Here is a 20,261-nt window from a genome sequence, read left to right as displayed (position 1 = left end):
AAGCAGGGTTTTTTGAAGTATGATTTTTTGGAGCGCAGGCACTTGGGAATCCTTTTGTGCAAATGATTTGATGAATCCCACTCATCGTGCTTTTATCTTTATTTGCTTTTGTCATTTTTGCTACGCTTTTTATTTATTTATTTTTGGATTCTAGCATTTCTTTAGCACGATTTGCGATGTTTTGGGCACTAAACCCAAAATGCTTAAACAGCTCATCGCCCTTGCCAGAGTGCCCAAAACTATCCATTCCTAGCACACTATCAGCAAAAGCATATAGCTCTAGCCCTCTTAGAGCTTCCACAGCTAGCACTTTGCCACCAAGCAAAGAATCCACATATTCTCTATTTTGCAATGCCAAATCAAAGCAAGGCATACTAACCACACGAGTAGGAATACCGCTAGATTCTAGGATTTGGGCTGCACTTAGGCAGGTGTGCACCTCGCTACCGCTTGCAAGTAGAGTTATTTGAGGAGTGGTTATTTGAGGTGGCGTATTTTGGGCGGGTGTATTTTGAGATTTTTGCCCAATGTCTTTAATGATATAAGCACCTTTTGAGACACACTCTACACTACTAGATTCTAGCACGGGTAGATTTTGCCTAGATAGCACAAACGCGCAAGGTGTGCTAGAATGCAGAGCCACTTGCCAGCAAGCAATATTTTCGTTTGCATCTGCGGGACGAAAAACAAGCAGATTTGGCATAGCACGGAAATGGCTTAGCTGCTCAACAGGCTGATGAGTAGCTCCATCTTCGCCCACACCGATAGAATCGTGTGTCCAGATATAAAAAACCTTAGAGCGCATAATACTCGCCACACGCACACTTGCCGCCATATAGTCGCTAAATACAAAAAATGTCGCACAAAAAGGCAAAAACAGCCCATAGTTTGCTATACCATTGCATATCGCACCCATAGAGTGCTCTCGTATCCCAAAGTGCGCTATTTTGCCATTTGGGAAATCCCCCTCGTTTTCTAGCGCGGTGTTATTGCTCGGTGCTAAGTCTGCGCTACCGCCCAAAAATCCCAAAATCTCTTTGCTAATCGCATTTAAGATTTTGCCATTGCTTGAGCGTGTAGCTACACTTGCTCCCACTTCAAATCTAGGATATTTTATCGCGCTAAAATCAGGGTGGAGTAATGCTTCTAAAATCTCTTTGTCATTTTTGCTTAAATCTTGCTCCCATTGCGCCTGCAAGCTTGCACCGACTTCTTGCGTGGTGGCAAAGCCAAATCGCACTTCATCGCTTATATAAAATGATTTAGTAGAATCTAGTCCCGCTTTTTTTTTGGATTCAGCCAAAATCTCTGCACCAAGTGGTGCGCCGTGAGTTTTGTGGCTACCCTCTAGCGTGCTAGCTCCTTTGCCGATAGTGGTGTGGGCGATGATGAGCGTGGGGGAAGTGGTGTTTGCCCTAGCTTGTGCCAAAGCACAGTCTATGCTAAAAAAGTCGTGCCCATCGCACTCATACACGCTAAAGCCTTGCGCTTCAAATCGCGCTTTGACATTTTCGCTAAAAGCCACTCCTACTTCGCCCTCGATAGTGATATTGTTGCTATCATAGATGATGATTAGGTTATTTAGCTTATGATGTCCTGCTAGAGAGGCTGCTTCATAGCTGATTCCCTCTTGCAAATCCCCATCGCCACAAATGCAATAGACTTTGTGGTTTAGGATTTCGTCTTTTTGCGCTTTGTCTTGTGGGGAGTTTTTGTCAAAAAGATAGTTAGCATATTTTGCACTTAGGGCAAATCCTAGTGCGTTTGCTATGCCTTGCCCTAGCGGTCCTGTGGTGATTTCTACACCTTGAGTTAGTGGGTATTCGGGGTGTCCGGGAGTTTTTGAGCCTAGCTTGCGAAAATTGCGTAAATCATCTAAGCTAATATCAAACCCCCACAAATGCAGTAGTGAGTATAGCAGCGCACTAGCGTGCCCACCACTAAATACAAGTCTATCTCGGTTTAGCCATTTGGGATTTTTGGGATTTAGCGCGATATGATAGCTAAGCGTGGTGGCGACTTCAGCTAGTCCCATAGGAGTGCCGGGGTGTCCGCTATTTGCCCCCTCGACAATATCAGCACACAAAAAGCGTAGCTCTTTTGCCATTTGCTTTAGTAGTGGTTCGTTTTGCTTGGATAGTTTGGTTAGATTTTGTGAGAGTGTATCGGGTGTGTTTTGGGATTTGGGGGATTTTTGCATTTGGTGCTACCTTATATTTGTAAATTTTCGCGCTAAGAAATCACGCAAAATGTCGCTTCAAATAAAATTTGTATGTAATTGTGCCAAAAAAATCTTATAAAATCTCTTAGCTAGGCAGAAGTTTTTGAAGTTTTAGGAAGTGTTTGTGCGTTTTTGTTGTGTATTTTGGGATTTTGGTTAGGTTTCGGCACTTTTTGTGATAAATCATCTATTTGGAGTGTGGATAAAAATATGATTTTTATAAGATTTTGCCCCCCACTGCGCTTTTGTTTTTGCTTTTATATCGCTTTTATCTAGGATTTTGCTTTTCTTGTGCGTTCTTTGATTTCTGCGATAGCCTCTACGACTACACCTACGATAAGATTTAGCACCACATAGCTTATGATTAAAATAAAGCTTATAAACACTATCCAAGCGTAAGGATATACTTTGATTATGGGCAAAGCTATGTTTGAACTCCAGCTATCTAGTGTCATTATCTGAAAAAGCGTATAAAAGCTCACGCCCAAAGTCCCAAAAAATTGTGGAAATGCCCCACCAAAAAGATTTACACATAGCACACCATACATATAAAAAAACACCAAAATCAAAGCCAAAATACTCACTAGACTTGGCAGGGTGTGAAGCATTGCTTCTGTGATTAGTCGCATCTGTGGAAGCACGGACACAAGTCGCAAAACCCGAAAAATCCTTAGTGAGCGTAAAATACTCATTTCACTTATCCCAAAAATACTAAGTGCTATGATGATAAAATCAAAAAGATTCCACCCTTTTTGATTTTTGTCTATAAAAAATCCAAATCCAAAAGCAAAGATTCTCAAAAACAATTCAAGCGCAAAAATACCTAGACAAATCTCATCAATGACATTTAAGATAAGCTCTGCATTTATCCTAAAATACGCAGAAGTCTCTAACCCAAGCGTGATAGCGTTTATAACGATGATAAGACTAATCCCAAAGGCATATATTTTTGTTTCAAAAAAATTTCTAAGATTCTTTCTTGGCTTATGCAATACATTTGACATTTGTTTGTGCTTCTATCCGTAGTGTCGCTATTTGCTGATGATTTAGCTAAAACTCAAACTCTTTTTGCAAGATTCTCTCTTGTATCTCATCATACTTTTCAATCTCTCCTAGCCTCTCATATATACGCGCAAGTTCTTTTAGCGTGGATATATCATCATCTTGCTTCAAGCTAGATTCTAGCATTTTGGCTTTTTGTGCGTAGATTTCGCGTGTGTTTTGCTCACTAGATTCATCATAAGATTTTGTGATATTTGCGTGATTTATCGCTAGGGCTAGATAGATTTTGTTGTTGTGCTTTATGATAGAAGAGTGCAGAGCATTAGAAATCTGCAGACTTTTTAGCTTTTTATCCCTTGCTTGATAGTGCTCAAAAATCGCTAGTTTGGCATACAGCTCGCCTTTGTGTGCTAGCTTTGCTTCTCTATCTTGCAGTGGATTTGTGAGGGATACAAATGCGATGATAAAGTTTTCTTGCTCTATGATTTGAGATTGCGCATTTTGGTTTATCTGCCCATTTTTTAGCGCATTTGTGGCAAATGTATCTATGTCAAACGCATTTGCTACACACGCGAAGCAAAGTGGCAAAACCCACAAAAAAGCGCACTTAGAAATTTTAGAAATCATTGTAGTGTGGCGAGCGTCTATGTGTGGAATCATCGCTTTGTGCTTCTTGCGTGCGCGGCTTTGCTTCATTGCCTATTTTTCCTCCACTAAATGACTTATCAAGCGCGTTTTGTGTGCTTTGGGCTGCATTCATACTTTTTTCGCTCATTCCTAGCGTTACTTCGCAGTATTTTTCCGCACGAAATACTTTGGATTCTAGCACAATCACACCACGAAGCAACGCCTCTGCTTGAGAGGATATATTTTGTGAAAGTGTTTCAGCGATTTTGCGACTAGCTCCAGCTTTTGTATCGCTAAGGGTTTTTTCTATGTTGGAGAGCGTCTCCTCTGCCTTTATCCCCTCTTTTAGAAACTTAGCTATTTCTGCTTTTGCCTTTAGTGTGGCTTTTTTGATGCACGATTGCTCATCTCGCCTATCGCCTATCAGCATATCTGCTTCCTCGCGTGCCTTGATACTCTTTAGGCTTCCGTCATTATTTAGCTTATATACCACGCCATTAGTAGCACTAAATTCTTGCTGTGCTTGTAGTGTGCCAAATGCGCTACACAAGATAAGCACGCTGATTGACAAAAAGTTTTTACCCATTGTTGCTCCTTTGTTCTAGATTTATTTTCGAGGCTCAAAAGAGATTTTTATCTCTTTGATTCGTGCGATTGTTTCAGAATCTATCATCGCGTAGTATGGAAAAATATTCTTTGTATGTACAAAAGTCATTTGACTGTAAAATGAATATATAAATTCTCTAGGAAAATCAAAACAACTTGAAAAAAAACTATGTGCATTAAAGGGGTTTCGCATACTCATAAGGTGACATAAATCTGCAGGATTGTGAGGGGAATAAAGAATGGAATTTTGTTTAATAAATAAACCATTTGTATTTTTTTCATTTGGCGAAAAAGATGCTATGGTTTTTTTATTTTCATCAAGTAGTTCTAACCGCAAAATCGCTATTCCCTGCCGCTGGTGCAGGTTCAAATCAATCGTGTCGCTAAACTTTCTAGGCAAAAAGATACATTCCCCAAATAGAAAAAACGCTACTTCTTTTCTTAATCCTTCTGTTGGTTGAGGATTGGGGCATTTTTGCGCTCCCGCACTTTTTAGCAGTTTTGCTACCCCTTCCAAATATCCCCTTTGATAGTCCATACTAAAAGATATGATATATTGCCCATTTCTGCAAGTTGCGTTTTTTCTGCTACTTAGCTCACAAGGCTCAAAGTTTAGCACCTTTACTTGATAGGCTTCCCCACTTCGCAAAGGCTCTAGCACCACTTCATCAAACAGTTTGGCAAAGCTATCTATTTGCTTTTGCTTCTCGCTTACATAGACTTTGAATGTCCCATCATCTACATTTTTGACATCTACTTGCAAATCTCTTAGCACACCTACTAGCTTGCCATCTTCTATCTCTAGCTTGGCTTTGACTTCATACATTCCATTTGGTAGTTTGCTTACACTTAGCTGTTTATAGTCTAGCAAGTAGGCATTTGAGAAGTTGAAAATCTGCTCGTTTAGATTCTCATCTTGCAATGTCTGCTTAGCGCGGACATACTCGCCCACAGCTTCCCTTATGCCGTTGTTTATAGCGTCTTTCTTCGCGCTTTGCACACTCTCGCCTAGTCCTACGGACTCTACAAATATGCTTGCATTTGCAAACATTACCAACGCAAAATAACCAAATAGCCATTTTTTCATTCTTGCTCCTTTTTTGCTATGTTTCCCCTGCCTCTTAAGGTAACTTTTAAGCGTTTTGATGAAAAACACAACACCACAAAGATACCCAAAATAAGCACAATGCACCCTATTAGGCATAATGTCGTGCAAAATATACTCATAATATGTGCGACAAAGAGCACAATACCTAGCAGGCAGCTTACCCACCCAAGTGCGATATTGATTTTGCTAGGCGAGTAGCGATATGGTTGCAACACTCCATAGAAAAACAACCCACCATTAAGTTTTGGATTTAGTGTTTTGTCTTTGGTATTGATTTTAGAATCTATGTGTTTTGTATATTCATAAGAATCCAAATCACAAAAGAGATTTTTTATATCATCATTTTGGAAGTCAAAGTTTTTGATATGCTCCTCGTGGGCTTCTTGGACAAACTTTGAGCCTTTTGCCATAGCTATCCATAGCCAAGATAACACGATAATCACCGCGCAAAGTCCAAGAGAAGTAGAGATATATACAAGAGTGTTTGTCTCCCCATTTTGCACACTTTGGGCGAGATTTTCTACAATCTTTGGCTCTATGGCTTTTAGTTGCAACGCACCATAGCCACTCCACACAAGCACCATAAACGCTCCTAGAAATATTGAGCGTTGCCAAAGATTTTTTATCTCATCGGCATAAGCACCATAGAGAATCTTATACATTTCTAGCTTATGTTCCAAGTCCGCTTTCCTAGACATCGATTTTGTCTTTATAGTCTCTTATAGAAGTTGATTCGTATCCGCATTTATCGCACTCGTAGTAATGCTTTCGTTTGCCAACTGCATAATGCTCTAGTTTAGTCCCCAACTCATTATCTTTAACTTTTTTTGAGACAACATCACGAGATAAATCCTCGTGTTTATATTCCTTAAAGCAAAGGTATTTTTTGCATTTTGGACATTTGGTAGACAAAATCGCAAACAAGAGAATTAAAACAGCGATAAAAAAGCCCAAAAAAAATGCCACAAGCGCATTGAATGCTGCTGCTTCTTCGTCATCAGAACAAACAAAAACTAAAAGTCCAACTACAAATGCAATACCAATAGCCAAAAAAACACGACTACGAAATGCTTCTGAAAAACTCATCTCTTTACCCCTTGTAGATTTTGGTGTTGTTGTTTTTGTAGCTTCTCTATTGCTTCATCTATCGCGTTTTGATTGGCACTACTTTGTGCTTTTAGCGATTTTAGAAACTCCACTGCCAAATCCCAATGCAGTATAAACCATTGTGGCTTTCCATCTCCTCTAGGACTTAAGGGATATGGGTTTGCTAAGCCACTCCAGCGCATACCCACAGAGTAGTATTCATTTTGTTTATCCCAGCCAAAAGCCACTGAAAAATGAGGGTTTTCATAGAGGATTTCACACCCTGCTTCATTGAATGGATAGAATTCTGCCATTTTTCTCCTTTTCATTTTTTCTTCCCTTTGGGGCAAATCAAAAAACCGAGCGATTATACAAAAAAAAAAAAAAAGCCTTGTCAAGGGGTAGAAGCTAGAAAATATATAAAAATGCAGAAAAAAACTAAAAACGCAAAAAGCTAAGAAAATCTAAAAATGGCAACAACAAAAACATTTAAGCGACTAAAAATTTAATAAAAAATGTAAAGAATCTAAAAAAATAGAATAAAAAGCCTAAAATCTTGTGCTAAAAATGTGCTAAAAATGCCAAAAGTATCTAAGGATATATTTTTGATTTTGGTAGAATTTGTATAAAAACAAGTAATTTTTTTGCATAAACACATATTGTGTTTAATAATTTTGCCTATAATCCAAAATTTTAAGATTCCACCAAAAAGGACAACAATGAGCAATCCACAGACAAATTTCCCACAAACAAACATTTTGGGATTCCCGCGAATCGGGCAAAATAGAGAGTTAAAAAAGGTTTTAGAAGCGTATTGGGCTAGCAAGGCAAGTGAAAGCGAGCTACAAAGCACGGCAAAAGAGCTACGCGCAAAGCATTGGAGCTTGCAAGCAAACGCAGGCCTGCAAGCAAATGAGAGCGCAAATAGTGGCGTAAATAGCGCGGGCAACGCAAAAGGGCTAGATTTTGTATGTGTCAATGACTTTAGTTTCTATGACAATGTGCTTGATTTAGCCTACGCGCTGGGCGCAAAACCCGCTAGGTTTCAGAATCTAGAGGGCTTAGAGGGCTATTTCGCACTAGCTAGGGGGCATAAAAACGGCGTGGCGTGCGAGATGACAAAGTGGTTTAACACCAACTATCACTATGTCGTGCCAGAGCTAAGCATAGATGATAGCTACCGCACCGATGCAAGTGGCATAATCGCGCAGTATAAGGAAGCCCTCTCACTTGGATACAAGCCAAAAATCAACCTCATAGGGCTTTTCACATTTTTCGCACTTAGCAAAATCCAAAAGGGCGAGCCTAGCGAAGTGTTTAAGAAAGTCAAATCCGCATATTTAGACTTAATCGATGAGCTAGCCACGCTAAAAAGCGGTGGAAATGAAGTCATCATCGAGTTTAGCGAACCCATTTTTGTGCGCGGGTTTGATGCGGGGATTTTCGGGCTTGAGTGCAACAAAGGCGGAAGTGCCATAAAGTGCATTTATGATAGCATCACAGAGAAAGGCATTACCGCGATTGTAAGCACATTTTTTGAGCACAGCAAGGAGCTAACCGAGATTTTGCTTGGGACCAAAATCTATGGAATCGGGCTAGACTTCCTCACAGGAGCTAAAAATTTCGATTCACTCGAAGCAATCGCCAAAAGCGACAAAGTGCTTTTCGCTGGCGTGATTGATGGGCGCAATATCTGGGTGGCAAACCTAGAATCCAAACTCGCCACTTTGGAGCAAATCGCCAAAATCGTGCCAAAGGAGCGAATCGTAGTGTCTAGCTCTTGCTCACTGCTTCACACGCCTTTTAGCAAGGAGGGCGAGGAGAGTGGCAAAATCCCAAGCGAGATTTTATCGTGGCTTAGCTTTGCGCGTGAGAAACTAAGCGAAATCGTGCTACTTAACGAAGTCTTTAGAAACGGCATAGGTAGCGAGACAAAAGCCGCGTGGGAGCAAAATAGGGAAGCAAATCTCTCCCGCGCAAAATCTACTAAAACAAACAATCCCAAAATCCGCGAGCGTGTGGAAAAAATCGCTAAAAAAGAGCGTGATTCAGAATTTAAAAAGCGCATAGCAATTCAGCGTGAAGTGCTAGGCTACCCTGATTTAGCCACCACCACTATTGGTTCATTCCCCCAAACGCCCGAACTTCGCGCCCTAAGGCTAGGATACAAAAAAGGCGAAATCAGCCCAAGCGATTATGAAAAAGGCATAAAGGACTACATTATCGACTGCGTGCGATTCCAAGAGGAAGTGGGGCTAGATGTGCTCGTGCACGGCGAACCAGAGCGCAACGATATGGTGGAGTATTTTGGCGAACAAATGGAGGGCTTTGTATTTTCTAAAAACGCGTGGGTGCAAAGCTATGGCTCACGCTGTGTCAAGCCACCTATCATTTATGGCGATGTGGCGCGACCAAAGGCGATGACTGTGGAGTGGATAACCTACGCCCAAAGCCTCACAAGCAAAATAATGAAAGGAATGCTAACAGGACCCGTTACAATCCTAAATTGGAGCTTTGTGCGCGATGATTTGAGCCGCGAGGCGGTGTGTAAGCAAATCGCGCTAGGAATCGCTGATGAAATCAATGACTTGCAAAACGCGGGGGTAAAGATAATCCAAGTCGATGAGGCGGCGTTCAAAGAGGGCTATCCGCTTCGCGCTGAAAATATCAAAGAATATGAGCGGTGGGCACTAGAGTCATTCAAAATCTCTACGGCGGTGGCAAAGGACGCTACGCAGATTCACACGCATATGTGTTATAGCGAGTTTAACGACATTATCAAAACCATAGAAGCCCTCGATGCCGATGTTATCAGCATAGAGACCGCGCGAAGTGGCAATGAACTACTCAAAGTCTTTAAAAGCGTGGGCTATGCAAACGAAGTGGGACCGGGCGTATATGACATTCACTCCCCAAGAATCCCAAGCACAGAGGAAATCGTAGCCCAAATCAAAGCCCTGCTAGAAGTGCTACCAAAAGAGCAACTATGGATAAACCCAGACTGCGGACTAAAAACGCGCAAATGGGAGGAAGTAAAACCGAGCTTAAAAAATATGGTAGAAGCAGTCAAAGCGGTGAGGAAAGGCTAAAAACGCGTGTGTTTTTAGGGTAGTTTTAGGGCAAGTGTATGGCACTACAATCTTTTAGCTTTATTGATTTGTTTGCGGGGCTAGGTGGGATTAGATTGGGCTTTGAGCGCGCAGGTGGGAAATGCGTGTTTTCAAGCGAATGGGATAAATCTGCCCAACAAAGCTATTTTGCAAATTTTGGCGAGATTCCTTATGGCGATATTACCCGCATAGATTCAAGCGAGATTCCGCATTTTGATATTTTGTGTGCGGGGTTTCCTTGTCAGCCCTTTAGCATTATCGGCGATAAGCAAGGCTTTAGGCACGAGACACAAGGCACGCTATTTTTTGAAATCGAGCGGATTTTGCGCGATAAAATGCCCAAAGCATTTATGCTAGAAAATGTGAGAAATCTCATAAGCCACGATAAAGGCAGGACTTTTGCAATCATTTTGGAGCATTTAAAAAATCTAGGATATTACACGCATTATCAAGTGCTAAACGCGCTAGATTTTGGCTTGCCACAAAAGCGCGAGAGGATTATTATTTGTGGGTTTAGAGAAAATGTGGATTTTGCCTTTCCGCTTGGTGTGCTTGGAAGTCACAATAGCATAAAAAGTCTAAGCGAAATTCTAGAATCTAGCGTAGATAAAAAGTATTTTGTCAATGAAGCGATAAAATCCTCTCGAATTGCGCGAATGAAAAAAGAGATTGCAAAGCCATATATCACGCACGAGAATGTCGGCGGTAGCATAACGCCTCATCATTTTTCTTGTGCGCTGCGTGCGGGGGCGAGCGCGAACTACTTGCTTGTAAATAACGAGCGTAGATTAAGTGAGCGCGAGATGCTACGATTGCAAGGATTTCCAGAATCTTATAAGATTGTCGTGCCTTATAGTGCGTTCAAAAAGCAAATCGGTAACAGCGTGGCTGTGCCTGTGATAGAAGCTGTGGCAAAAGAAATGCTAAAGGCACTAAATAATTTTAGTAAAAAGCAACGCAGTAAAAACACGCAAAGTGCGCATATCAAGGCTGTGTAATGGCACACACTACACAACAAAATGACTTAAAAGAAGCAAAAACCGCACTTGATGTTGTCATCAAAAAATCACGCATTCATTTATATAAACCCATTCAAATCGCAGAGATTTTGTATAGAGATAGGGTTTTTGGGGATATTGATTTAGCGCGACTAGAAACCTATCGCAACAAAAGCAAGGTGTGGAGAGATGAAATGTGTATCGCGCTACTTGGCAGAGTATCCACAAGCTCGGCAAAATTCCAAGATGATTTGTTTAATGCCATTCCACCACACCTACTTAGCGCACTTGGAGCGCACAACAAAAACCATAACGGAATCATCGAAGCATATATTTACAATCAATTTTTGCACAAATACACACAGCTTAAAAACGCACTTTCTTACTGCATAAATGCCAATAAAGAGACTTTTCAAATAAAAGAATTTATTGATTTATTTTGGCGTGAAGCAGGACTAAAGCGAAGCATTGATAAAATCTATGAAATCATTGTCTATGCGCTGTTTGAAAGCATAACCAAAGCCTTAGAGATAACAATTACGGTCAATATGAATCCACAAAAAGCACCATTGCTAGAGGAGTTTAGCGATTTTGCAAAATCTGTGATAGGGATAGATGAAACAACGCTAAAAAGCACACAAAACGCACATTTTTATCGCTTAGGCGTTACAAATGCGGCAGATAGAGGGCTTGATATGTATGCAAACTTTGGGGCAGCAGTGCAAATAAAGCATTTAAGCCTTGAAGTGCAAATGGCACAAAATATCACGCAAGGTGTGCGAAGTGATAAAATTATCATCGTTTGCAAAGAAGCAGAAAAGGATATAATCTCATCACTACTAGCACAAATTGGCTATGCGAGCAAGATTGTTAGCATTATCACAGAATCTGATTTGACAAAGTGGTATGAAAAGGCACTGCGCGGAAAATATGCAAATAAGCTAGGCGATGAAGTGCTAAAGAATTTGCAAGTAGAGATTATGGAGGAGTTTCCTCCGACAAAAGATTTGCCAAAAATGCTTACTGATAGGCATTATGAGGTGTTATCTAAAGATGAGATATTTACATTTTAAGTAGGGGTGGCGATGAGTAAATTTTGTGATAGAGATTTTGGTGTTGATTCTTTGGTGGATAAAATCCGCTCGGACAAAGCGTTTTTGAGCTTTGAGCTCACGCCTCCGCTTGGTGGGGATACAAGCGAATTTTGCGCTAAAATCAAATCCGCGCTTAACATAAATCTAGATTCTAGAAATGCGTTGCAAAAAAGTGCGACTTCTAAAGCAATATCTACAACTACACCACAAAAATCCACGCCACCAAAAAACGCGCTAGACAAAGCCGAGATTTCCAAAGACGCGTTGCAAAAATCCACGCTACACGAAGCTACACCACCAAAATCCGCGCAAACAAAAACGCTTAGCAATACAATCGATGCCTTTGTCTGCACGGACTCGCCTTTGGCGCGCTTCAAACCTAGCTCGATTCTTAGCTCTATCAAGCTCCAAAACGCCCTAGAAAAGCCACTAATTTGCACGCTCTCTATGCGCGATAGGAACTCTATGGCGTTGTGTGGCGAGATTTTGGGGGCAAACGAGTTTGGACTGCGAGCGTTTCTCTCCCTCACGGGCGACCCTGTGAAGCTAGGCGATTGCGCAGAGTCTAAGGGGGTGTTTGAGGAAAATTCCTTGAAACTTGCGCGGATTATTAGGGATTTAAATTCTGGAATTGCGCTAAATGGCAAGCCTCTTGCAAGCCCTGTAAGCAAAATCTATAACTTTGCTGTGATAAACTCCTACTCCAATAATCCCGCTTCGCTTGCTACCAAAATCAAGCGCAAGCTAGCAAACGCGCCAATTTGCGCGTTTTTTACCCAACCAATCTTTGCACGACAATCAGCGGAGTTTTTGCTAGAAGCACTAGAGAGTGCCAAGCGCGAGGTAGCGCGAGGCTCTGCACAAGAGGGTGCGAGTCAAGGGCGCGAAACAAACTGCGATACAAGCTACGAAGAAAACCACCAAACAAATAGGGACACGCAAATCATCTTTGGATTTTTCCCTGTGCTTAGCTTTCGCGTGGCGGTATTTTTACGCGACAAACTGCCCGGGGTGTATATCCCGCAAGAGTGGCTAGAGAAGCTAGAGAGCGCGAGCGCGAAAGGCAAGGACTATGAAAGAGAAGTCGGGCTAGAGCTATCGCGCAAGGTGTGGGAGGACTTGCATAATTTGTGTAACTCCGCGCCCAAAATCCACTTTATGAGTAGTAATCACATTGAGCTTTTGAGGGAGTTTTTGTAATTTTGTCCGCAGATTTTTTGTGTAGAAAATTTGCAAAAAATAGCGATAAGAATATAAAAAAAATCTTTCTAAAAAAGTTTTTTTGCAGAAATGCTAAAAAGTTTGTCAAAAAAAAGTGATAGGTTTTTTTGGACTTGCTAGATTTTGTTTATTTTGCTTCCTGTCCAAAAAATTTATATTCTACTTTTTTACTTGCCTTTTTCTATCATATTTGCCTCATATAGGAAAAGTGATGGGACATAGTCTATGGATTTTATGGCGTCTTTTTTGGCATAAGATAGATAGAGTATCTCTTTTGCGCGGGTTATGGCGACATAAAACAGTCTCCGCTCCTCTTCTAGGCTTCCGCCCTTGCTGATTAGCTTGCGATTGGGGAATCGCCCATCCATTAAGTCTATGACAAACACCATTCCAAATTCTAGCCCTTTTGCTGCGTGGATAGTGAGTAGATTTACACCACTTCCTTGCGTGTTTTCGCTACTACCTAGAATCATCGCGTTTAAAAATCTCCCCAAGTTATCGTAGTTTTTGGCAATATCACTTAGCAAAATTGCCTTGCGCTCTATGCGCTCCATAGCTTCGTTTGCTAGATTTTCATCGACTATGCCATCTTTGTTTTTTGCTCTTTGTAGACATAGTGATTTTGCGATATGAGTGTATAGCTTAGATTTTGCAATTTGGCAGATGAGTTTGCTTGGGTGGATTGCAGGATTTAGGCTAGATACTAGCTCATAAAACATATCCAAAAATTCCGCTCCTTGCGCGTGTAGCTTGGGGTGAGAAAGTATGGGGTGAGAGGCAAAGCCATTGTTTTTTATCACGCTATCAAATCGCTTAGAATCTTGCAAAGCAAAAAAGTCATCAAATAGCCCAAGCTGTGAGTTTTTTGCTTTTTGGGCGTAGGGGCGGATTTCTCTATTTGGACTTAGTAGCCCTGCTTTTGCGCTATTTCCACCTAGTGTGTAGAGTGCCTCATAGATTTCTTTGCCGATAGCATTGCCTATGCCTTGCCCGTAGCTTAGGACATTGATATAAGACATCATATCTTTGCCGTTGTGCAAAAGAGAGCACATATCAAGCAGTAGCGCGACTTCTTTTGCGTCAAAAAAGCTCACACCGCCTTTGCGCTTTGATGGGATATTTAGCTCTCTTAGGCAGGCTTCACAGCCATCAGCACTTGAGTTGTTGCGATAGATTATGGCTATGTCTTCTAGTGGATAGTTCGCACTTAGGATTTTTTTGGCGATTCCGTGATATTGGGCTAGTAGCTCATCATACGCAAGTAGTTTGGGTGGGATTGGTTCATTTTGCTTGATGACTTCGAGCTGCTTTGGATAGACGCGCTCGTTTTTTTGTATGACTGTGTTTGCCAAATCTAGTATATAGCGTGTGGAGCGGTAGTTTTTGCTTAGTGTCCATACTTTTGAGTTTGTGTAGTTTTTGGTAAAGTTTGAGATGATGCTAATGTCTGCGCCATTAAAGGCATATATGCTCTGGTCATAGTCGCCTACGCAAAAAAGACTTTGTGGAGCGATAGAATTTATGACTTGATTTTGCAGGGGATTTGTGTCTTGGTATTCATCACATAGGATTTCGGCATAAGGGCAGGAGATTTGTGCCATTTCTTTGGCGTAGTGAAGTAGCAAGTCATTGTAGTCCATATAATTGTGCGCTTTTTTTAGCTCTGTGTATTCATCGAAAATCCCCTCATAGATAGGGATATACGCGCTATGGTCGCTAGAAGTGTAGCCCTCTAGCCATTTGGCAAAATCTAGCCCACCACTTGCGTTTAGAAATAGTGAGTAAATATCAAACAAATATTGCGCAGAATATGGAGGGTTTGAGGTTTGCTCGACATAGATGCGACTTTGTGCGATTGATTTAAAAAGCACTTTTAATTCTTTTGGTTGCTTTAGGCTTATGGAGTATTTTTCGCGCAAGTATCGGTAGCTTACGGCGTGGAAAGTCCCTGATTCGATTTTTTTGGCAAGATTGCCAAATCTTTTGCTTACGCGCTCTATCATTTCTTGGGAGGCTTTGTTGGTAAAGGTTAGTAGTAAAATCTCATTTGGCTTTATGCCAGATTCTAGCAAATGTGCTATGCGCCCCACAATCGTGGAAGTTTTGCCCGTGCCAGCAGAAGCGATGATGAGATTGTGTCCTAGTGGTGCGGTAGCAGCGGCATATTGCTGCTCATTTAGTTGAGAGAGGGGCATTTAGTCGATACTTTTTACTACTTCATCAATTAGCATATCCACAGGAGTAAATGCGCGTTTGATAATGTTTAGCGGTGCGCTTAAAATATCTTCAGCAAGACTTACTTGAGATTTTGGATTTTCTAGTGTGCCATCGATACTCACTTGGGTGGTGATTTTGCCGTCTTTGCCAAGTATTAGGTAGCCTATGATTGGGATTTTGTTTAGCACTGAAGTTAGGCTTTTTAGCGTAGATATAGATAGCCCAATATCCACTTCGCTAGATTCTACCTCAATGATTCCACTACCTTTGACATCCATTGTTTTACCGATTAAATCGATTGATTCTAAGGCTATGTATTGCGTATTTAGCCCGAGCATTATTTTTCCGTTTTTGACTTCGTAGCCTTTGCCACTAAGTCCGGGCGAGCGAAACATCACAAGAGATGGTATCGTATCAATAAGCCCTATGATATTTTGCACGATAGCAAATCCTTTAAAACTCGTGTTTTGCATAGAGATTTCGCCATTAAAAATGTCGTTTTTATAGATTCCACCCGCTTCAAACAACCCGCCCTCTACGATTTTGCGCCCGATTATGCGGTTTAGGAACTCTGCACCAAAATTCCCCGCCTTAAATAGTGTATTGCCGTGGATAATATCAATATTTGCAATACCATTGCCATAAGTGGCGTCTGCTGTGATTCTATCATCTCGAATCTTTGCGTTAAAATCATCAAATGGCAGAGTGATTTCTTTATAAAAGCCTACGATATTTCGCGCTTCAATAGCGATGATATGGGGCTTTAGGTTGTTTTGTCGCTCATATCTTCGCTTTTGTCGCAAAAACTCATTTTCAGCCAAAATCTGCTCTTTGGTAAAAACCACGCTTTTTTCATCTGAAATGCTAAAAGCCTCCTCTATGGCAGGAATCTTGCTTGATAAAAGTGCGTTAATATCAATATCAATGTTGTTAAATTTTGCAAGCATTGTGTTGTCATAAGATTCAAATGAGATTAGCCCTTGAGGTGCGCTTTTTACGCGCAATTTTTTGTCTTTATACTGCCCTTGAAAGACAAAATCTTTTAGCGGAGTTTTGTCCTTTTTTAGCAAAAATGTGGGGAAATCTTTGATTTGGACTTCAAATGCTAGCTCGTTTGCTGACTTTAGATGAACGATAGCCGAGCCCGCGTTTAGTCCTAGATATTTCATCAGCGGTGAATGAGGGGTAAATAGCTTAAAATCACGCACAGCAATAACGATTTGGCTATTTAGCATTTTGGCGTAAGTTTGCAGACTTGGCACACTTATAGAGACTTCATCGCTTGAGAAGTCCATATCTATGTCGATTTGAGGGAGGCTTGATTTGTCCGCGCGGAAAATATCATAAGTAAATACATCTTCGTTTTGTGCTTTGATAAGCTCAATGATTTTGGCACGCATAGTGGCTTCACTCATAGGTTTGCCAAAATCTAGTTCCACGCCTTTGGTTATGATTTTGCCGCTTGATTTTGGGGTGGGCTTTGGGGTTTCTTGTGTGGGTTTTAGTTTGTTTGATTGCTCTTTTTTTGGTTTTTGGGCTAAATCTTTTTGTGTTGATTCTTGTGGGAGTGCTTTTTTGGATTCTTGCTTTTGTTGCTTTTGAGAGGATTTTTGTGGGGCGACTTGGCTAGGGGTTTTTGGAGATTGCATAATCTCATTAGGTTTATTAGCATTGGATTCATCGACACTGCCAATATCTTCGCCATCATCATTGTCGTTTGGGTGTAGCTTGGCGATTTGCTCGGCTTCATTTGGGGCTTGCTTTTTGGTGGGGGTGGAGGTTTTTGGCAAAAGCATATCTCCTGTTTTTTCTATGATAGAATTTGTTTTTTTTTGCGAGTTTTTTTCTTTTTTGGGTGGGGTGGGGAGATTTATGCTAGGTGGCGTTGTCTTAGGAGTCATAGGAGTGGTGCTTTGAGGTGTTGTAGTCGTGTTTGGCGAGTTCGTGCTTGGTGTGTCAAACTTTGGCTCAAAGGGCGTTTCTAGTGGCTTTGGCATTACAAATTCGCTAGATTCGCTACTATCTTTTGTAGAATCTAGCCTTGCAAGTAGGACATTTGCTATATCACTTTTTGTGCTTGTGAAAGCATTACTCGCGTAGTATATGGGCTTAAGCACTTGTGTTGATTTTTTGTGTAGCTCTTTTATGAAGTTTTCTCGCTTTTTGATATTTTCTGGGCTTAAAATCCGCTCGTTTATTTGTGGGTTTGTGCTGATACGCAAAGAATACACAAAAAGGCTTGTTTTTAGTCTTTTTTCGCTTAGGTTTATCGTGGTTTTGGTGTCAATATCAAATAGATTTTCATAGCTTGTGTTTTTTGTCTCTATGCTTAGGGAATTATCCCCTGTGCTTGGGTTTATGTTGATTTGGACAAGGGCGGATTTGGTAAGCACATCAATATTTGAGGACTTTATCGTAGCGTCATTTGCGATTATGCTTCCTTGCACTGCCACAGGCGAAGTAGAATGAGTGGGAGTAGTGCTTGGTATGTTCAAATCTTTCACAGAATCAACAAAATCCACAGAATTTGCAAAATCTGCAGGATTTGCAGGGTTTGTAGAATTTGTAGCTTGCAAAGCTAATTCACTAGATTCTAGTGAATCTTGCGAATTAGATTCTTTGGTTTGATTTTGTGATTTTTTGGCTAAATCTATGGTAATACCAACTTGGGCTTTTATATCGCCCTTTAGGGAATCTATGGGTAGGCTTATGTTGAAGTATTTGAAAAGATTATGCACATTTTGGCTAAGCAATACTTTTGGCGAGGCAAGCGCGATATGTAGGGTAGGGGATTTTTCAAAAGAGAAAGTAAGGCTTGTGCCTTGCAGTGAGAGGGAATCATAGCTTAGTGATTCTGGGGCAAGGGTTAGGTTACCGTCTTTCATTGTGAGGTGGAGTTTTTTTGTAGTAAATGGCGTGGGAAATCGCGCTTGTTTTTTGCTTGGATTTTGGGGTGCTTGTAAAGAGGCTGGCAAATAGTAGGCGACTTTTTGGACTTGGGCTTGCGCAGTGGTGTTTTGCAGGAGAGTTTTTGTGAAGTTTTTGGGAGAGAGAGAAATATCAAAGCTAGAATCTAGCAACTCAATGCAATCAAAATCTAAGCTAGCAAAAAGCCATTGATTTAGGCTTGGGAAAATCGCGCTTTCTTTGAGTAAATCACGGAGGAAATCTAGGTTTTTGATTTTGGTAGTTTTTGCTTTTAGTTTTAGGGTTTTAAAATCACTGCTTCCTTGCAAAAATAGTTTTGTTTCATCAAGTGCTTGTTGTGCTTGAGCGGGGACTGCGCTGGTTTGGGACATTTTTGATTGTGTTGATTTTGTGGGGTTTGAGGATTGCGCGCTTTGCGCGTTTTGCAAGCGCAAATCCTCTATATCCATAGGCAACACCACAAGCCCAAATCCTACTTTTTTGCTTTTTGGTGCGTAAATGATACGACCACCGACACTAAAATCTGGCTCACTCATTGTGAGGTATTTTATGTCAAGTAGCATATTGTTGTCTTTGGTGCTGACATCAAACACAGCTTGTAGCTTGGGAAAAGATAGCGAATACATTGCACCGTCATAAGATACAGAAGCGGTGTATTTATCGCTTAGCACGATACGGTTAATATCTAAATGCTCAAAATAAGCAATCCCCCAAATCGCGTATTTCACATAATCAGTGATTTTGGTAGAATCAAAGTCTTTTTTGGGTTTTGGCTCGCTCATTGCTTGGGATAAGTCGATTTCTTGGATTTCTAGGATAAATTTATTGTGCAATCGTAGGTATAATCCACTAATAGAAACTTTGGCTATGCGCATCTGCTCTATGCGCACTCCCGAATACAAAAGCGCAAATCCACAAAAAAGGGTAGCAATGACAACAAAGAGGATAATACAAACGCTAAGTAGTTTTTTGGATGGTTTTTTTATCGTCATTTTAGCATTCTTTTGGTATTTGGCATTGCCTATTTGCACTACCCAAATGGTAAGTGTGCCTCAAGGAAGTATCGCTGCAATTATAACAAGTTTAAGCAACAATGGATTTGAAGTTAATCAATTTGACAAAAACATATTGCGCTTTTGGGGCAAGCCTCAATATGGGATTATCGATATGAGTGCGGGCATAAAAGGAGTAAGCACAGAGTGTGGCTTAGAGCCTAGAAAAAAATCTATCATAGGAAATCTAGCACAAAGTCAAAATGTAGAAAATCAAAATCTAGCACAAGCTAGCCAAAGCACTTTTGAGAGTGCAAAAATCTTTCACACTATTTCTAAGGGCGATTTTTTATACTTGCTTACTTCTGCAAAGGCTGCACAATCTCAAATCACACTTATCCCCGGGGAGACAATGTATTTTTTCTTAAAAGATATTTCCCAAAAATTTTCTCTCAATGAGGAGCGACTAAAAAACGCTTTTAAGCAGTATTCTCCATATCAAGAGGGTGTGATTTTGCCTGATACTTATAAGATTCCAAATGGAATCAATGAAGAGGAAATCATAAAAAACCTCGTGTCTTTCTCGCTAAATAAGCACAAAAATCTAGCAAAAAAAATACTTGGGAAATATGATGAAAAAGAGTGGTTTAAGTATGTGGCGATGGCTTCTATTATCCAAAAAGAAGCTGCTAGTATTGATGAAATGCCTCTAGTTTCTGCCGTGATTTACAATCGCTTGAAGCTAGGAATGCCTTTGCAAATGGATGGCTCGCTAAATTATGGGGAGTTTTCTCACTCACGCGTAACGCCTGAACGAATCCGCAAAGACAAATCGCCATTTAACACTTATCTAAACAAAGGTATCCCGCCTACACCTGTGGGAAGCGCAAGTATAGAAGCGATAAAAGCCGCGCTAAATCCTGCAAAGGTGGATTATCTTTATTTTGTGCGAAATAAGCAGGGAAAACACAGCTTTAGCAAGACTTACAAAGAACACAAAGAGAATTTTAAGAAGTAGATTTTGGCATTTGTCGTTTTTATAAATTTTGCT

At 40.8% G+C, this 20,261-nt stretch carries 15 protein-coding genes; 5 read left to right on the top strand and 10 right to left on the bottom strand.

From position 1 onward, the window contains the following. Positions 1-133: 133 nt before the first annotated feature. The 8 genes from tkt to HMPREF2086_RS05550 all read right to left on the bottom strand — a co-directional run bounded on the left by tkt (position 134) and on the right by HMPREF2086_RS05550 (position 6,964). On the bottom strand, positions 134-2,200 hold the full coding sequence (tkt, locus tag HMPREF2086_RS05585; protein ID WP_023927791.1) for a transketolase: 2,067 nt from the start codon (positions 2,198-2,200) through the stop codon (positions 134-136). A gap of 293 nt (positions 2,201-2,493) precedes the next feature. Then, positions 2,494-3,225 (bottom strand): ion transporter, encoded by a 732-nt coding sequence (locus tag HMPREF2086_RS05580; protein WP_023927790.1) that lies wholly within the window; start codon positions 3,223-3,225, stop codon positions 2,494-2,496. 46 nt (positions 3,226-3,271) lie between these two features. Next, positions 3,272-3,919: a hypothetical protein gene (locus HMPREF2086_RS05575; protein WP_148374477.1), complete on the bottom strand. Its 648-nt coding sequence runs from the start codon at positions 3,917-3,919 to the stop codon at positions 3,272-3,274. Beyond that, complete coding sequence (locus HMPREF2086_RS05570; RefSeq protein WP_023927788.1) at positions 3,840-4,436, bottom strand: hypothetical protein; 597 nt, start codon at positions 4,434-4,436, stop codon at positions 3,840-3,842. Before HMPREF2086_RS05570 ends, HMPREF2086_RS05575 begins: the two co-directional genes overlap by 80 nt. Positions 4,437-4,457: 21 nt before the next feature. After that, complete coding sequence (locus HMPREF2086_RS05565) at positions 4,458-5,543, bottom strand: hypothetical protein (RefSeq protein WP_023927787.1); 1,086 nt, start codon at positions 5,541-5,543, stop codon at positions 4,458-4,460. After that, positions 5,540-6,262: a RipA family octameric membrane protein gene (locus HMPREF2086_RS05560; RefSeq protein ID WP_034560406.1), complete on the bottom strand. Its 723-nt coding sequence runs from the start codon at positions 6,260-6,262 to the stop codon at positions 5,540-5,542. Before HMPREF2086_RS05560 ends, HMPREF2086_RS05565 begins: the two co-directional genes overlap by 4 nt. After that, positions 6,255-6,650 carry a hypothetical protein gene (locus tag HMPREF2086_RS05555; RefSeq protein WP_023927785.1) on the bottom strand — a complete coding sequence of 132 codons (396 nt, stop codon included), beginning with the start codon at positions 6,648-6,650 and terminating at the stop codon, positions 6,255-6,257. Before HMPREF2086_RS05555 ends, HMPREF2086_RS05560 begins: the two co-directional genes overlap by 8 nt. Continuing rightward, entirely contained in the window at positions 6,647-6,964 is a 318-nt protein-coding gene (locus HMPREF2086_RS05550; protein ID WP_023927784.1) for a hypothetical protein, read from the bottom strand. The genes HMPREF2086_RS05555 and HMPREF2086_RS05550 overlap by 4 nt, the downstream gene beginning before the upstream one ends. Positions 6,965-7,369: 405 nt before the next feature. Between HMPREF2086_RS05550 and metE the strand changes: the two genes are divergently transcribed. The 4 genes from metE to HMPREF2086_RS05525 are packed head-to-tail and all read left to right on the top strand — an operon-like array spanning position 7,370 to position 13,052. Beyond that, a complete protein-coding gene (metE, locus tag HMPREF2086_RS05540) occupies positions 7,370-9,739 on the top strand; it encodes a 5-methyltetrahydropteroyltriglutamate--homocysteine S-methyltransferase (RefSeq protein WP_023927783.1) in 2,370 nt (789 codons plus the stop codon). 38 nt (positions 9,740-9,777) lie between these two features. After that, the gene (gene dcm, locus HMPREF2086_RS05535; RefSeq protein ID WP_023927782.1) at positions 9,778-10,758 is read left to right on the top strand and encodes a DNA (cytosine-5-)-methyltransferase; all 981 of its coding nucleotides are present in this window, start codon (positions 9,778-9,780) and stop codon (positions 10,756-10,758) included. After that, on the top strand, positions 10,758-11,831 hold the full coding sequence (locus HMPREF2086_RS05530; protein ID WP_023927781.1) for a HaeII family restriction endonuclease: 1,074 nt from the start codon (positions 10,758-10,760) through the stop codon (positions 11,829-11,831). The genes dcm and HMPREF2086_RS05530 overlap by 1 nt, the downstream gene beginning before the upstream one ends. A gap of 12 nt (positions 11,832-11,843) precedes the next feature. Beyond that, on the top strand, positions 11,844-13,052 hold the full coding sequence (locus HMPREF2086_RS05525; protein WP_023927780.1) for a hypothetical protein: 1,209 nt from the start codon (positions 11,844-11,846) through the stop codon (positions 13,050-13,052). Between the two features lie 188 nt (positions 13,053-13,240). Here the strand turns inward: HMPREF2086_RS05525 and HMPREF2086_RS05520 are convergent, their stop codons facing one another. Both HMPREF2086_RS05520 and HMPREF2086_RS10795 read right to left on the bottom strand, forming a co-directional pair. Next, positions 13,241-15,268 (bottom strand): ATP-dependent helicase, encoded by a 2,028-nt coding sequence (locus tag HMPREF2086_RS05520; protein WP_023927779.1) that lies wholly within the window; start codon positions 15,266-15,268, stop codon positions 13,241-13,243. After that, the gene (locus tag HMPREF2086_RS10795; protein WP_051397611.1) at positions 15,269-19,210 is read right to left on the bottom strand and encodes a YhdP family protein; all 3,942 of its coding nucleotides are present in this window, start codon (positions 19,208-19,210) and stop codon (positions 15,269-15,271) included. Here HMPREF2086_RS10795 and mltG point away from each other — a divergent pair. Beyond that, positions 19,149-20,228 (top strand): endolytic transglycosylase MltG, encoded by a 1,080-nt coding sequence (mltG, locus tag HMPREF2086_RS05510; RefSeq protein WP_023927777.1) that lies wholly within the window; start codon positions 19,149-19,151, stop codon positions 20,226-20,228. The two genes, HMPREF2086_RS10795 and mltG, sit on opposite strands and share 62 nt — an antisense overlap. The last annotated feature ends 33 nt before the right edge of the window (positions 20,229-20,261 follow it).

The sequence above is a fragment of the Helicobacter macacae MIT 99-5501 genome (assembly GCF_000507845.1).
GTDB lineage: Bacteria > Campylobacterota > Campylobacteria > Campylobacterales > Helicobacteraceae > Helicobacter_B > Helicobacter_B macacae.
Note: the sequence above shows the minus strand (reverse complement) of the source record. Positions and strands in the feature narration are given on the sequence as shown.